Below are 13,849 nucleotides of genomic sequence, written 5' to 3' on the forward strand. Positions count from 1 at the left end.
CGCATCCCGCTTCTCAGAATACTGGAATCGATCATGTTCATGATTTTGGATCGATTCGATTCAAAATCATCGTGATCTAATGACGGAAATGCCTGATGCCGGTGAACACCATGGCGATGCCGTGCTCGTCGGCGGCCTTGATCACCTCTTCGTCACGCATGGAACCGCCGGGTTGAATGACCGCGGTGGCGCCGGCCTCGACGCAGGCGAGCATTCCGTCGGCGAATGGGAAGAACGCATCCGACGCCACGACCGAGCCTTTGGTCAGCGGCTCGGTGAGGTTCAGCTCGCGCGCGGCATCCTCCGCCTTGCGCGCTGCGATGCGCGCGGAATCGACACGGCTCATCTGTCCCGCGCCAATGCCGACGGTGGCCAGATCCCTGGCATAGACGATGGTGTTTGACTTGACGTGCTTTGCGACGCGGAAAGCAAAGCGCAGGTCGCGCATCTCAGCCTCGGTCGGTGCGCGTCTGGTTGCAACCTTGAGCGACATGTCGTCGACAACAGCGTTGTCCCGACCCTGCACTAAAAGTCCGCCGGCGACGGTCTTCGCGGTCAGGCCGCGCGCGCGCGGATCGGGCAGGCCACCGGCCAGCAGCAGCCGCAGGTTTTTGCGCTTACCAATGATCGCAATCGCTTCCTCGGTCGCATCGGGGGCGATGATGACTTCAGTGAAGATGCCGGCTACCGCATTGGCGGCGTCGGCGTCGATCGTGCGATTGAACGCGATAATGCCGCCAAAGGCCGAGGTCTGGTCGCAAGCGAGCGCTTTGCGATAGGCCTCGGTGAGACTTGAGCCTTCCGCGACGCCGCAGGGGTTCGCATGCTTAATGATGACGCAGGCTGCGGTGCGCGCCGCGTCAAATTCGGCGACGCACTCATAGGCCGCGTCGGTGTCGTTGATGTTGTTGTAGGACAATTCCTTGCCCTGCAATTGCCGCGCGGTGGAGACGCCGGCGCGACGTTCCGGCGTGCGGTAGAATGCGGCGGTCTGATGTGGGTTCTCTCCGTAACGCAGAGTCTGCGCGAGACGTCCGCCGACGGCGCGATAGTCGGGGGCATCGGTCTCAAGCTGCAGCGCAAACCAGTTGGAGATCGCGGCATCATAGGCGGCGGTCCGGGCGTAAGCTTTCGCGGCAAGGCGCTTGCGCAAGCTCAACCTGGTCGCGCCCGCGTTGGCGTTGAGCTCGTCGAGCACCGTCTGATAATCCTGCGGTTCGACCACGACCGCGACGTCATCATGGTTTTTCGCGGCGGCGCGAATCATCGCGGGGCCGCCGATGTCGATATTCTCGACGCAGTCGTCGTAAGCAGCGCCTCTGTCGACCGTCGACTCGAACGGATAGAGATTGACGACCAGCAGGTCGATCGGGGCAATGCCGTGGTCCTTCATGGCTTTCGCATGATCGGCATGGTCGCGGATGGCGAGCAGGCCGCCGTGTACCTTTGGATGCAGCGTCTTGACCCTGCCGTCCATCATTTCCGGAAAGCCCGTCAGGTCGGAGACATCGCTGACCCTCAGTCCTGCTGCTGCGATCGCCTTGGCGGTGCCGCCGGTCGACACCAGATCAATGCCAAGGCTGGCAAGCGCGCGGGCGAACTCGGTCAAGCCGGTCTTGTCGGAAACGGAAAGCAATGCGCGGGTCACGCGGCGCGGTCGGTCGGTCATGATTGTCGATCCTGGGAGGTCATAGCGTTTTCGAGCGAGGAGGGCATCGGTTCGCGTCAAGAAAACGCGTCAAAACGGAAGCCCGGTGCCGACTTTGATTCCATCAAAGCCGACAACTTTAGCGCAGCCGGTTAGCATGAATTTGCCAGTGATGAAACCGGCCTGCTCTGGCGAGGCCGCCGGCACATTTCGTCTACAGTGGCAATTCCGGTTCGCGCCGCGCATTACGGCGGGCGTTGGTGACCGTGGCCGACGTCGTCGAACGCACGAAACCCCAACGCACTCGGGGGACTTCCCGGGCATTCTGGTGAATCACGATCTGTGCGGACCGTCGCGGACCGTCGTTGCCGGCGAGAAAAACGCTGTCTTCGAGCTCGACCCGGTCGTCGGCCGCTTCGAACGTCCAGACCTCGCGGTTTGGCAAAACCAGCATCACGGCATGCGCATCATCGAGGCGGCTGGCCTTGACGGACGGATGGAGGTGAAAACGCAATGCGTAACGAATCTGGCCGCCTTTGATGCGGCCGCCGGGGGCAGGCGCTAGCATGTCCTCGCCCTCCAGCCGCGAGCCGTCCGGCGCCATCGTCAGCACACGGCGATGGATCAGACCAAACCGGGCGAGATAGCCGTCATGCGAAGCCGTCAGCCGCTCGCCGTCGTCGATGGTTTCGCGAAAAGTTTCGACGTGGGCCGGACCGCTGACAATCGGCGCCCCCTGGAGCAGCCGCTTCATCGCCGATTGTTCGACGAACTGACACGAGGACGTTTGATGGCAGACCAGCGTGGAATGCGCTGCTGTCGAGCGCGCGAAGACGCGCCATGTCTCGCGGCCGGTCGAGGACATTCCGCAATTCGTGACGACCCGGTTCAGTCCGGAGGACAGCTCGAACGACAGGCAGCCGGCATTCGCTTCCTCGCTGAGGTTCGGTGGCGGCGGCGGCCCGGCATCGACGATCAGGATTGTCGCGCCGGCGTCGATCCGCTGGAAGCCCGTGTGCGGCATGCTGGCCATCGGTATGCCGCGGGTGTCGTCATAGGCCAGGAGCGTCGCCAAAAGGTCGGACGGTGTGCTGCTCATGCCGTTGAACAGCGCAAAGCCGCCGTCGCCGTGACGGAAGAAGCGCAGCATCGGCATCACGCGGTCGATGGCGTTCAGCAGCGCCGGCGGCGGTGCGATGTTGCGTGCGGCAAAGGTTTGCCGGAGCGGCAGCAGGTCGATCAGCAGTTCGATTAAAGCTCCCGGATTGCGCGAGACATGTCCGCCGTCGGGCAGGATTTGCCGCCGCAATTCCTCGGAGAGCTTGCGGGTCGCGTTGCGGATGGTGCGGGCTTGGTTGGCAAGACACAGCGAGGCATAGCACAGCGCGATCAGAACCTGCAGCCGTGACACGCCGTCAGGCGCGTCGTGCAGGCCGAAACGTAACAGACGGATGTCGCGGGCAAGCGCGCGCAGATAGCGGCGGTAGAATTTTCCATCCGCATCGCCGAGCACAAGCGGGGCCTGCGACAGCAGCGAGATCACGCGCCTCGACATAACGTCGGCGCGCCGACCTACAGGCCGCCTGCGCGCGGGATTCGAGATCCAGTCTTCCATCAGCGATCGCGCATTGGCGCGCGTAATCGCCGTATCGGCGGCGCGGAGATGCCGCAGCCAGCCGAAGCCGAGCAGAGCGGCTTCCCAATCCTCGGACGGCGGTTCGAGGTCGAAAACGGAGCGGGAGTGACAGGTGACGATCTTGCCCGCGAATACGAAGCGGCCCGCATAAATTTCGGCGGCGCGGGTGGCGTCGGCCGTACGAAGGTCGTGTGGTGCGATGGTCAGGCGGTCGGCGCGGCCGGGCCATAGCCGCGAAAGCGCCGCAGGCCCGTCGCTGGCGCGCGCAATCGTCCGACGAGCGAAACGGCGGACGATCAGAATTGAAATGCGTCTGCGATGAGCGACCGACACGCGCGCCTTCGGTGTGAGGATTCCCGCGAATCCCTTTGCAGTGATGAGGACTGAGTCCTTGTAATCCGGAAAGGCCGGCAACGCACCATCTTGAAATGCCGCGAATCTCTCGCCCTCGTTTTGCGAATCAGAACTTGGTCAATCGTGCCGCATAGAAGCCGTCTAGTCCGCCCAGCGTGGGATCATCGTGTGGCAGATGGCAGGGCAGAGTGCGCAGATCCCCCGCGGGCGTCACGATATCAGACAGTCCGGCCACTTCGGCGTCGCTGACCGGCACGCGCCGGATGCCTGGTTCGGATGCAAGCAGCGTGGCAACGACCTGTTCGCCCTCTTCGGGTTCCAGCGAGCAGGTGCAATAGACCAGTGTTCCGCCGGGCTTGAGCAGCGTGATCGCCTTTTTCAGCAGCCTTTGTTGCAGGGCGGTCAGCGCCGCGATATCCGATTCCTGCTTGAGCCAGGCCACGTCCGGATGACGGCGGATGGTGCCGGTTGCGGAGCAGGGCGCATCGACGAGCACGCCGTCGAAGCCGTCGCCGTCGACATCATCGTGCCAGTCGATGGCATCGGCGACGAGCGACCGCGCGTTCAGCGATAGACGGCCAAGATTCTCGCGTAGCCGCGCTACCCGATTTGGCGATCGGTCGATCGCGGTTACGTCTGCACCGGCCTGCGCGAGTTGGGCGGTCTTGCCGCCCGGCGCCGCGCAGAGGTCGATGACCCGCCGTCCGGCGACATCGCCGAACAGTCGCGCGGGCAGCGCGGCGGCGGCGTCCTGTACCCACCACTGCCCCTCGGAGAATCCCGGCAGCATCGTCACCGGACCTTGCAGCGAGGTACGAACGGTTCCGGTCGGCAATGCCTCGCCGTGCAGTCGTGTCGCCCAGTGTGCCGCGTCGGCTTTGATGGTGAGATCGAGGGCGGGCTCGTGGTTGATCGCGTCGGCAATCGCTTTCGCGGTGCTTTCGCCGTAATGTCCGCACCAACGTGCCAATAGCCATGGCGGGATATCAAGCGACTCGGAGCGGACCTCATCGATCAGGGACTGGCCTTCGCGCGCGCAGCGGCGGAGCACCGCGTTGACAAGTCCGGCATATTTCGCTGCGCGGCGGTCGGATTGCACCAGCCGTACTGACAGATCGACAGCGGCATGATCCGGCACGTCCATCCAGAGAATCTGCGCCGCGCCGATCAAAAGCGCGCTTTGCGCGCGCGGCGCATCGGTCGGAATGCCGCGATCGAGCAACCGTGACAGCAAATGGCCGAGGGTTCCGAGCCGGCGCAGGATCGTCGCCACCAGACGCCGCATCAAGGCACGGTCGCGGTCGGCAAGCGATTTCAGCGCGGGATGCGCGGTGGGGCCCTCGAGCTGTTCATCGAGGGTGCGACGCTTGTGAAGGACGCCGTCGAGGATATCCGCTGCGATGCGCCGGGCCGCAAGGCCCGGAGCCTCGGTCGGCGGTGCGAATCTGGTGGACGGCATGAGGCAGGCACATCGCTTAAGGGGATCAGGGGATGACGGACGCATCTGCTGTGCGTCCGTCGCGGCGGATCCAGATTTATGACATGCGAATAAGCCAAATATAAGAATCGCCACCATCTTCACGCATTTGCATGATCTGTGGAAACGGTTTCATACGCTTCGTCTCGCTGACCGGAGAATATGCATGAGCGACGAGCCGTCCGCGTTGCTGCGGAGCGCAGAGATGGACCCGCGCAAGTCGCCGACGCCGGCGGCTCAGCGCGCGCTTGCCGAGGCCGAGGCTCGCCGCGCCGCGCAGACCGATGCATCTGCATGGGCTAAAGAGGTTTTGGGGCCGAAGGGTCCCGAACCGACGCGGTTCGGCGATTGGGAACGCAACGGCATCGCATCGGATTTCTGAGCGGCGCGCTTTTCGCTCAGCCACCGCTTGCGTGGGCTTGCCGGATGACCCGACTCGCTCTATGCTAGGAATATGTACCCAATATTGTACTTTACGGACCCCCGCTCGTACAATCGAAAGGCGGGTGAGTCGTGACGCCCGAGGAATCCGGTCTTCAAATTATTGGGCTGGTTTGCGGCTATCCGGGGGATCGGGCGCTGCGGCGGAATATTTTGATGCTCAATGCATTCAAGGCTTTTGTAGACGGAAGCGGCAGCGGGAACCCCAACCTACTGGTTATCGCCGGTTATATCGCTCCCGCCGCTACATGGCTTGAGTTTTCGAAAGAATGGCAGCGCCGCCTAGATGCGGCCGGCATCAACTGTTTCAAAATGAGCGAGATGGCCGCATCTAAAATGGAGATCGCGGCTTGGTTTTACCGGGCAATAGAGGAGTCGGGGGTTACCGCTGCGATCTCATGCTCTATCCGAACTGACGCGCTCGCAAAACTTGTACTTAACTATCCGTGGCCTCCGGAATTTGGAGACATGAGAGAAGCCGCTAATCCATTACTATTTCGGCTATAGGAAAATCATCGATCTACTAAGTATGAACCAAGAAAAATTACAGATCGATGAGCCGGTAGATTTCATATTCGATGATCAATCGGAGGCTCGCCGAGTTGAATCGTGGGGATGGCATTGGGACATGCTCAAACTTAGTAGCGGCGAATTTAGCCGTAACTTAGGTGACCGACCGACATTCAAATCGGATCAAAAAATTCTACCGTTGCAGGCGGCTGACTTATACGCTTGGTGGATAAGAAAATGGGAGACGGAGGGCATCGAATGGTCAGACGTCATTCCTTTTCCATGGAAAGAAAAGCGCTTGATACCACATCTACATGCCCACTATTCAGAAGAAGAGATACTGGACAAGCATCGAAAACATCCTTACTCCAGAAGCGCGTGAGCGAATGAGGCTTGTAAATCCTGAATGGGGCGGGCGGAGATCCCCCGAAAAAATTGGGATTACTATGACCCTACCCGACCCTTCTTCGCCTTTGTGGTTTTTGCGATCAGGGAAGTGAGTGCTTTCTCAAATTCCTTTCCGCTCTCGTCAAGACCAATCTCCCGCGCGGCTTTTATGAACCGCGCGGATTGTTCTTTTTGCTTGCTCGCAGCATCTGTTTTAGCCGGAGCCTTTCTAGCTTTTGGCTTCTCAGCCATCGCGGGCCTTCCTCAATTAGTCGTTCGATAGGTTAGGCGCTTGCCAACGATACCTTTGAGCGCGATGTCAGCCCGCGCCACATCGTCAACACCCAGCTTGACGCGATTGTTGTAACGGAAATCGAATTCCGCAAGGTAACGATGCAAGTGCTTTTCTTTGCAATGTTGGTAGTTGCCTTTCATGCCGCGCTTGAAGATTGAGAACACGCCTTCAATGGTGTTGGTATGAACGTCACCACGAACGTATTCCTTGGCGCTGTGCTTCACGGTTTCATGAGCAGCGAACTCGCTACCAACTACGGTGTAAAGGCGGCTTTCGTCGGTATGCAGACGGGTCTCGTGAGCGATGTTCTCGGCAACGATTTTCGCAACGGTGCTTTTGTCGGCATTCTCGACTTGGAAGGAACGGACCTTGCCGCCGCGTTGGACCAGAGAGACGATAGCGCGCTTGCTCGCGGGGCCGGTACGACCGCCCTTGGTGAAAGGCCGCCCCTTCCGCTGTGGTGAAATCTTCTTTTCTTCGGTAGGGCCGAAATAGGTTTCGTCCGCCTCAACGATCTGGCCAGCGCCGCCCATTGGCGCGAGATCGCCGTCCCGCATCGCCTCGCGGATGCGATGTCCCATGAACCAAGCGGTCTTGAGCGAAACGCCTACGCGGCATCGACACAGCGGAAATGAAGGCCTCATGTTCCGAGGAATTTCGGCTGGCGAAAGCCGCCAGCGCCCGGCTGCGGGATCTGCTCGGCGAGGGCGGCGTCACGATCGCCAATATCGGCCCCGACAAATATAACGGACGGGTGGTTGCCGATGCCGCGATGGCGCGAACCTCCGACATCGCAGCGGCGATGGTGGCAAGCGGTCTTGCCCCCGCCTATCATGGCGGTCATCGCGAAAGCTGGTGCAACAGCGTGGGCCGGTAGTCACCGCAAAAAAGCCGCGTGAGCCGCGGCCTTTTTGTTGGGACGGTGCGCTGCCGCGTTGTGATCGCGTCAGAAGTTTAAGAATCCAGGAATTCGCTCGCCGTGAACAGGGAGTCGAATTCAATATTTCTCCCTTTATAAACGGCCACGGCCCCCTCGCCTCTGTCGACGATCGATAACACCATCACGACTTCGGCGCCTGCAGCTTGGGCGGCCGACACCGCGATCATGGCTGACTCGCCGCTTGTCGTGACGTCTTCCAGGATGACAACCTTCTTGCCGGAGAGGCCGCCGTTGGGAACCCCTTCGATGAGTTTTTGGGTTCCGTGTTTTTTGACCTCTTTCCGAACGAAGAAGCCGGGAAGCGGTTCATTCTTGATGTGGCTGAGAAGGCTTACGGTCGAAATCAGCGGGACCGCTCCCATCTCCAATCCACCGATAAAATCTATGCCCTTGCCGAAAAGGCGAGCGAGAATGAGTTCGGACAGCGCATGGGCTCCTTCGGGAAACAACATCGTCGGCTTCATATCGAAGTAAAACGTGCTGCTTTTCCCGGAAGACAATTTGATGTCACCGCGACCGAACGATCGGGCCTTGATAATCTCAAAAGCCCTTTGGCGGACTTTGCTGTCTTCAGCCATGGCTTCGGGCTCAGTCGATGTGGCGAATTGACGGGCCATCGTGTCCTATCAGCGTATGGGAGAGAAGCCGTTCTATACGCTCAACCAGTCGCCGTGACAATGATTCCTCAGATAGGCGACCGATGTCGAGCATATTTAAAGACTCGTCGCGATCTATTGTTGCGTCACCACCACGGGCGTGCCGACCGACACGCGCTGATAGAGATCGTCAATGTCGGCATTATGCATGCGGATGCAGCCATAGGACACGAAGTGGCCGATCGTTCCCGGTCGGTTGGTGCCGTGAATGGCGTATTGCCCGCCGCCGGAGAGCGTCATCGCCGCGACGCCCATCGGATTCGCAGGTGATCCGCCGGCGATCACGTCCGCGATTTTCGGATTGTCGCGCTTTATATCCTCCGGGGGCGCCCATGCCGGGTCGCGATACTTGCCCTCGATGCGCGAGGTGCCTGTCCATTGCTTGCCGGCTTTGCCGACGCCAACGGGATATCGCAGCGCGCGATCATGATCGATGATCAGATACAGCCGGCGCTCGTTGGTTTTCACGACGATGGTACCGGGCGCATAGTCGCCCCGATAGCCGACCATATCGGGCCGCGCTTCGGCTGATGGGATGCCGGAAAAGCCCATTGTGATCATGGCGGCAAACACCGCCGCAACCCGCCTCAACATTTTTCGCTCCAATCCGCTTCAAAAAAAGTCCTGCTTCAAATCTGTTTGCATCAAATGAGCGGAGGAAGAAAGATGCTAACCCGCCCGCGCCAATGCGCCGTCGACCATCGCGATGGCATTCTGCGCGCCGTAGACCGCGACGAACGAGCCGAAGCGCGGTCCCTTCTCCTGACCCAGCAGCACCTGATAGAGCATGTTGAACCAGTCGAGCGAGACGCCGGGCCGTCCGTCCTTGGCGAGCTTCTTGTGGTTGAGAAAAGGTTCGCGGCGGCCGATCTCGTAGACCGTGTTCTGGATGTCTTCTGCCGAGGCGTCTGCGGGCAGTTGTGACAACGCATCGCGCAGGTCTTGCAAGGCGGCTCGTTCGCTCGCGGTCGGCTCGCGGAACGTTTTGGTCGGCGCCACGAAATCACGGTAATAGTTGATGGCATAGCCGACCAGTGCGTCAAGCCTCGGATGGGTAGTCGGCGTGACGCCCGGCCGATAGCGGCCGATGAAACCCCACAGGGTTTCGGCATTCTCCGCGTTCGAGGACGAGACCAGGGTCAGCAGCAACTGGAACGTGACTGGCATATCGGCCGCGGGCGGGTGGCCGGCATGAATGTGCCAGACCGGATTCGCGAGCTGCTGCCTCGCATCCTGACGCGGATAACTTTCGAGGAACTGCTGATAGTCGTCGACATTGCGCGGGATCACGTCGAAATGCAGCCGCTTCGCCGCCTTCGGTTCGCGGTACATGAACAGCGACAGCGATTCCGGCGAGGCGTAGCGCAGCCACTCGTCGATAGTCAGGCCGTTGCCTTTCGACTTGGAAATCTTCTGGCCCTTGTCGTCGAGGAACAGTTCGTAATTGAAGCCTTCCGGCGCCGTGCCGCCGAGCGCGGAACAGATTTTGCCGGACAGTTTGACCGAATCGATCAGGTCCTTGCCGGCCATCTCGTAATCGACGCCGAGCGCGGTCCAGCGCATCGCCCAGTCCGGCTTCCATTGCAATTTGCAGTGCCCGCCGGTGACGGGGACTGTGACCCGCTCTCCGGTTTCGGGGTCATCGTAGGAAACCGTGCCTGCTGCCGCGTCGTGCGCGACAATCGGCACCTGCAGCACCACGCCGGTGCGCGGGCAGATCGGCAAAAACGGCGAATAACTCGCCGCGCGCTCCTCGCGCAGGGATGGCAGCATGATCGCCATCACCTTGTCGATCTTTTCGAGCACCTTCAGAAGTGTCGCATCGAAGCGGCCCGACGTGTAGTAGGCGGTCGAACTGGCGAACTCGTAGTCGAAACCGAAGGTGTCGAGGAAAGCGCGCAGCCGGGCGTTGTTGTGCTCGCCGAAGCTCGGATGAGTGCCGAAGGGATCGCGGACTTTCGTCAGCGGCTTGCCGAGATCCAGCGCCAGCAGTTCCTTGTTGGGCACATTGTCCGGCACCTTGCGCAAGCCGTCCATGTCGTCGGAAAACGCCAGCAGCCGTGTCTTGATTTTGTCTTCGGTCAGCACGCGGAAAGCGTGACGCACCATCGTGGTGCGCGCGACCTCGCCGAAGGTGCCTATATGCGGCAGGCCGGAGGGGCCGTAGCCTGTCTCGAACAACACCTCGTCCTTCGGCGTCTTCTTCAGGCGCGCGACGATCGCCTTGGCCTGCTCGAACGGCCACGCATTGGATTGATCGGCGAGTTCACGAAGATCGCTCGCTGATGGGACGTCAGACATTTGGCTCTCCATGGCGCGGCGTCTTTCGCTGCGCCACATTTTTTCAGGATCGTGCTCTAAAACGGACTGACGGAAAAATACCGCAGCCACAGATCGGTATACCGGCCTTTCTCCCAGATCCGGAATAGCGCCCAGTTCAGTGTCTGGCGCAGCACGTCATTGCCCTTCTTCACTGCAATGCCGATGCCCTCGCCGAAATAGCGGCTCTCGATAAAGGGGCCGCCGCTGAATGCGCAGCAGCTTTCCGAATCGGTGCCGTTGATCCAGAACGCCAGTGAGATGGCGTCACCGAAAATAAAGTCGACTTCGTTCCGGCGCAGCGCCTGCCGCAGCGTCTCGTCGTTCGGATAGCCGTGGAGTTCGGCGTCGGTGAAGAAAACCTTGAGGTAGGCCTCGTGCGCGGATCCCCCAATGACGCCAACCTTCTTACCCTCGAGATACTCCGGGCGCACCTCGGACATGACGACGTCGCGCCGTGACACGAAGCGGGCAGGCGTTCGATAGTAAGGGTCGGTGAAATCCACACGCTTGCGTAATTCCGGAGTGACCGCGAGAGAGGCGATGATGGCATCGCCCCGGTTACTGGAAAGCGCGTCTACCAGCGTCTCGAATCGCCGCATCTGTACTGTGCAGGTGACTTTGATTTCCTCGCACAGGGTGCGCGCCAGATCGACATTGAAGCCGGCCGGGTTGCCGTCGGGACCGGTATAGTTGAAGGGCGGATAGTCGGTTTCCGTCAAAAAACGAATCACGGTGAGGCGGGACAGATCGGGCCGGTCCGGACGGTGGCGCGGGTCCCAGAAGCCCGGCACGGCCTGCGGCGCGACGGTTGCGGTCTCTGCGCGCGCGCAGCCGGTTGCTGCTCCTGCAACCAGCATCCAGCCGGCGGCGAGCAAACAACCCAGCGTGGCCGCGCTGCGGCGGATCAATCTTTCGTTGTCGGAAACTGTAATCTGTGGTTGCATTGACAGGGGCTTTTCGAACGGAGGGTTTTATAGACCATCCGGAACGGGATGCGAGTATCGTTTGCGTGGGACGCGACTTGTCGGGGTGGAATCGTGTAGAGGATGGCGGTCGGGCCGACGCGCTCCGCCGTGCTGTGCCTGAGAGTTCGGCGTTTCCTCCCGGCTTCATTTGCATCCCCCGGTCGAGCAACGACAATTGGCTGGGCGACCCCGAGCCCGGTCCGGCGAGCGAACTGGATTGCCTGCGGCATGTTCTCGCTCCGGCGCTGCTGAACGCTGCCGAAGCGCGCGGCCGGGAAGTGGGCACCGGCGCGGATCAAGCGCTGATCCGGTCGGGCGTCATTGACGAAGGCGCGTATCTGCAAGCACTTTCCTTTCAAACGGGTCTTGCGATCGAGACGTTTGCCGAGATTTCCCGCTCCGATTGCCCCTTGCCCGATCGTTACTTATCCCGCGTCGCACAACACGGGCTGCTTCCGCTGCGCCAGCGAGGACAGTTGTTTTGGGTTGTCGCGCCGCGCGGATTCACGGCACGGCGACTCTGCCGTCTCGCCGCCGCCTATCCATCTTTACGCGACCGGGTCCTGCTGACATCGAAGCAAAACCTCGATCAATTTCTGTTGCGGCAGGAGGCGGGCGACGCGCTCGGCCGCTCCGCCGCCAATGCGCTCGGCCGGCGATTCCCCACTTTGTCCGCCGCGCCCGTTGCCAATGACACTCCCCGCGGGCACCGGCTGCGCACAATGCGACGGCTTGCTCAGACTGTCCTCCTGAGCGTTATGATGACGCTGACGCCGACGGTCGTCCCGAACATCTGGAGCAGCGCGCTGGCGCTGTGGTTCCTCGCATTTATCGGCTTGCGGCTCGCGGCCAGCTTGATGCCGCGGCGCTCGGTCCGGAGCCCGGCACGCATTCCCGATGATTGTTTGCCGGTCTACACGGTGATTGCGGCGCCTTATCGCGAGGCCTCATCGGTCGCGTTGCTCTTACAAGCCATCGGAGCCTTGGACTACCCCGGTATTATGGCGCAAACGCCACTGGACTAAAAAACCAGTCGTTTCGACCTAATGCCGTTCATTCTTGAAAGGATGAACGATGTTCGGGGTTATTTTTGGAATACTAGCTTGTGGTATTGCCCTCATCGCAAAATGCGAAGTGGGGCTTGCCAACATCATCAATATCAACACGGAAACGGTATTGAGTAGTTCTGACTACATCTGTGAAAACGTCGCTGTAGGTGATCTTCCCAAATACAAAGAATTGTCCCCCGCCCTTCTTAATAGAAGGCAAGATCATGCTGTGCCACACCTCTCGCCCCATCACGCTAGACTTACCAATCTTCTGATCGGGGCCGAGGTCGGAAACATTGGTATCGTCCTTAAGATCAAAGGAGCCAGGTCCGGCGATGACCAACGTATTCCCAATTTTATGCCGAACCTTGAGAGCGGGCGTTTTTCCGAAATTCTTGATGTTAATCCTTATTACTGGCGACCAATCGTCATCAACGTGGGAGAGTTTAACGTCGAAGACGTGGATGTAAGCCCGCAATTGCCGCTCGGCGGTCTTGTCGGCGCCTCTTACGAGGCGGTCGGTGGCCCGCCAGAGCAGCCAAGTGGCGATTCCCAAGATAATTGTAAAGAGCGCTATAATCGCTTCGGCGTTTTTGTGGACAAACTCCCCCAAGCAGGGGGCAAAGCCCTCAGAGATTACGATGAAGTAGGCCGCACCCTTTTGAAGGCTATCGCCGGCCTCGTGTTGATAGCGCTCGCCTACGCAGGCCTGAAAAGATGGTGAAGTGCCTACGATAACACCGAAGAAAGACAACCACAGCACAATGAAAATTGCTGTTTTTACGCGCTCTTTGGTGATCATCTAAGACAGGCTGCTGCAATTAGGGTGCTTAAATCTCCTCCAAAGTTACCCCTTCAAGTTCCATCGCCGCAAGACAAGCCAGAAAGAACGTTGCGGAAAACGTCCCGCGTTTGAGCTTCATAGTAATCCCGGCTTCGGTTTCATCCTTGAACCCGTGTTTTTTCAGCCGTTTGGCTAGTTCTGCATAGGTAACCTCGGCCTCTTTCATCTTAGCCTTGAGAAAGGCGCTGGCTCGGTCAGCCCATTCCTTTTCTGCCTTGGGTAAGACCATGGCTCTCTCCTAACGAATCTGTGACCTAACGTATATGATAGATTGGTGTTGACAGGGCGTCAAACCTATCATATTCGTTACCTAACGAATACGTTA

General features: G+C 60.0%; 14 protein-coding genes and 2 pseudogenes. 6 read left to right on the forward strand and 10 right to left on the reverse strand.

All coding sequences use genetic code 11. From position 1 onward, the window contains the following. Positions 1 to 76: 76 nt before the first annotated feature. The 3 genes from purH to ACZ5IL_RS01735 form a co-directional block, all read right to left on the reverse strand. A complete protein-coding gene (gene purH / locus ACZ5IL_RS01725; RefSeq protein ID WP_464594782.1) occupies positions 77 to 1,669 on the reverse strand; it encodes a bifunctional phosphoribosylaminoimidazolecarboxamide formyltransferase/IMP cyclohydrolase in 1,593 nt (530 codons plus the stop codon). Positions 1,670 to 1,862: 193 nt separating this feature from the next. Continuing rightward, positions 1,863 to 3,617 carry a heparinase II/III family protein gene (locus ACZ5IL_RS01730; protein WP_464596974.1) on the reverse strand — a complete coding sequence of 585 codons (1,755 nt, stop codon included), beginning with the start codon at positions 3,615 to 3,617 and terminating at the stop codon, positions 1,863 to 1,865. Positions 3,618 to 3,744: 127 nt separating this feature from the next. Then, complete coding sequence (locus tag ACZ5IL_RS01735) at positions 3,745 to 5,097, reverse strand: RsmB/NOP family class I SAM-dependent RNA methyltransferase (RefSeq protein WP_464594783.1); 1,353 nt, start codon at positions 5,095 to 5,097, stop codon at positions 3,745 to 3,747. A 184-nt stretch (positions 5,098 to 5,281) separates the two neighbouring features. Here ACZ5IL_RS01735 and ACZ5IL_RS01740 point away from each other — a divergent pair, with 184 nt between their 5' ends. The 3 genes from ACZ5IL_RS01740 to ACZ5IL_RS01750 all read left to right on the forward strand — a co-directional run bounded on the left by ACZ5IL_RS01740 (position 5,282) and on the right by ACZ5IL_RS01750 (position 6,448). Further along, positions 5,282 to 5,497 (forward strand): DUF1674 domain-containing protein, encoded by a 216-nt coding sequence (locus tag ACZ5IL_RS01740; protein ID WP_464594784.1) that lies wholly within the window; start codon positions 5,282 to 5,284, stop codon positions 5,495 to 5,497. Positions 5,498 to 5,628: 131 nt separating this feature from the next. Beyond that, positions 5,629 to 6,063 (forward strand): hypothetical protein, encoded by a 435-nt coding sequence (locus ACZ5IL_RS01745; RefSeq protein WP_464594785.1) that lies wholly within the window; start codon positions 5,629 to 5,631, stop codon positions 6,061 to 6,063. Positions 6,064 to 6,085: 22 nt separating this feature from the next. After that, positions 6,086 to 6,448 carry a DUF3800 domain-containing protein gene (locus ACZ5IL_RS01750; RefSeq protein WP_464594787.1) on the forward strand — a complete coding sequence of 121 codons (363 nt, stop codon included), beginning with the start codon at positions 6,086 to 6,088 and terminating at the stop codon, positions 6,446 to 6,448. Positions 6,449 to 6,510: 62 nt separating this feature from the next. Here the strand turns inward: ACZ5IL_RS01750 and ACZ5IL_RS01755 are convergent, their stop codons facing one another. Then, entirely contained in the window at positions 6,511 to 6,705 is a 195-nt protein-coding gene (locus ACZ5IL_RS01755) for a hypothetical protein (protein ID WP_464594788.1), read from the reverse strand. A 12-nt stretch (positions 6,706 to 6,717) separates the two neighbouring features. Continuing rightward, positions 6,718 to 7,359 (reverse strand): annotated as a pseudogene (locus ACZ5IL_RS01760) (IS1595 family transposase); the annotation flags it as partial. Between ACZ5IL_RS01760 and ACZ5IL_RS01765 the strand changes: the two are divergent. Continuing rightward, positions 7,353 to 7,625, forward strand: a pseudogene (locus tag ACZ5IL_RS01765) (thermonuclease family protein); the annotation flags it as partial. The pseudogenes ACZ5IL_RS01760 and ACZ5IL_RS01765 overlap by 7 nt on opposite strands. Before the next feature lie 77 nt (positions 7,626 to 7,702). Here the strand turns inward: ACZ5IL_RS01765 and pyrE are convergent. The 4 genes from pyrE to ACZ5IL_RS01785 form a co-directional block, all read right to left on the reverse strand. Next, positions 7,703 to 8,266, reverse strand: coding sequence for an orotate phosphoribosyltransferase (gene pyrE / locus ACZ5IL_RS01770; protein ID WP_425909845.1), 564 nt, complete (start codon positions 8,264 to 8,266; stop codon positions 7,703 to 7,705). Between the two features lie 153 nt (positions 8,267 to 8,419). Continuing rightward, positions 8,420 to 8,938: a L,D-transpeptidase gene (locus ACZ5IL_RS01775; RefSeq protein ID WP_464594790.1), complete on the reverse strand. Its 519-nt coding sequence runs from the start codon at positions 8,936 to 8,938 to the stop codon at positions 8,420 to 8,422. Positions 8,939 to 9,013: 75 nt separating this feature from the next. Continuing rightward, positions 9,014 to 10,645: a lysine--tRNA ligase gene (locus tag ACZ5IL_RS01780; RefSeq protein ID WP_464594791.1), complete on the reverse strand. Its 1,632-nt coding sequence runs from the start codon at positions 10,643 to 10,645 to the stop codon at positions 9,014 to 9,016. A 56-nt stretch (positions 10,646 to 10,701) separates the two neighbouring features. Further along, a complete protein-coding gene (locus ACZ5IL_RS01785) occupies positions 10,702 to 11,523 on the reverse strand; it encodes a transporter substrate-binding domain-containing protein (RefSeq protein ID WP_464596975.1) in 822 nt (273 codons plus the stop codon). A 164-nt stretch (positions 11,524 to 11,687) separates the two neighbouring features. On the opposite strand from ACZ5IL_RS01785, the gene ACZ5IL_RS01790 reads away from it, so the two are divergent. Together ACZ5IL_RS01790 and ACZ5IL_RS01795 are read left to right on the forward strand one after the other, a co-directional pair. Further along, positions 11,688 to 12,656: a hypothetical protein gene (locus tag ACZ5IL_RS01790; protein ID WP_464594792.1), complete on the forward strand. Its 969-nt coding sequence runs from the start codon at positions 11,688 to 11,690 to the stop codon at positions 12,654 to 12,656. 49 nt (positions 12,657 to 12,705) lie between these two features. Beyond that, positions 12,706 to 13,404 carry a hypothetical protein gene (locus tag ACZ5IL_RS01795; protein ID WP_464594793.1) on the forward strand — a complete coding sequence of 233 codons (699 nt, stop codon included), beginning with the start codon at positions 12,706 to 12,708 and terminating at the stop codon, positions 13,402 to 13,404. Between the two features lie 106 nt (positions 13,405 to 13,510). On the opposite strand, the gene ACZ5IL_RS01800 is transcribed toward ACZ5IL_RS01795, so the two are convergent. Further along, on the reverse strand, positions 13,511 to 13,753 hold the full coding sequence (locus ACZ5IL_RS01800; RefSeq protein WP_464594795.1) for a DUF6471 domain-containing protein: 243 nt from the start codon (positions 13,751 to 13,753) through the stop codon (positions 13,511 to 13,513). Positions 13,754 to 13,849: the final 96 nt, after the last annotated feature.

This window comes from Nitrobacter sp. CN101 (genome assembly GCF_055390255.1).

Bases quoted from the DNA above. Each gene is read 5' to 3' on its own strand.
- ACZ5IL_RS01755 (WP_464594788.1), bottom strand. From the start codon at position 6,705: ATGGCTGAGAAGCCAAAAGCTAGAAAGGCTCCGGCTAAAACAGATGCT.
- pyrE (WP_425909845.1), bottom strand. From the start codon at position 8,266: ATGGCTGAAGACAGCAAAGTCCGCCAAAGGGCTTTTGAGATTATCAAG.
- ACZ5IL_RS01775 (WP_464594790.1), bottom strand. From the start codon at position 8,938: ATGTTGAGGCGGGTTGCGGCGGTGTTTGCCGCCATGATCACAATGGGC.
- ACZ5IL_RS01740 (WP_464594784.1), top strand. From the start codon at position 5,282: ATGAGCGACGAGCCGTCCGCGTTGCTGCGGAGCGCAGAGATGGACCCG.
- ACZ5IL_RS01800 (WP_464594795.1), bottom strand. From the start codon at position 13,753: ATGGTCTTACCCAAGGCAGAAAAGGAATGGGCTGACCGAGCCAGCGCC.
- ACZ5IL_RS01780 (WP_464594791.1), bottom strand. From the start codon at position 10,645: ATGTCTGACGTCCCATCAGCGAGCGATCTTCGTGAACTCGCCGATCAA.
- ACZ5IL_RS01785 (WP_464596975.1), bottom strand. From the start codon at position 11,523: ATGCTGGTTGCAGGAGCAGCAACCGGCTGCGCGCGCGCAGAGACCGCA.
- ACZ5IL_RS01735 (WP_464594783.1), bottom strand. From the start codon at position 5,097: ATGCCGTCCACCAGATTCGCACCGCCGACCGAGGCTCCGGGCCTTGCG.
- ACZ5IL_RS01750 (WP_464594787.1), top strand. From the start codon at position 6,086: ATGAACCAAGAAAAATTACAGATCGATGAGCCGGTAGATTTCATATTC.
- ACZ5IL_RS01795 (WP_464594793.1), top strand. From the start codon at position 12,706: ATGTTCGGGGTTATTTTTGGAATACTAGCTTGTGGTATTGCCCTCATC.
- purH (WP_464594782.1), bottom strand. From the start codon at position 1,669: ATGACCGACCGACCGCGCCGCGTGACCCGCGCATTGCTTTCCGTTTCC.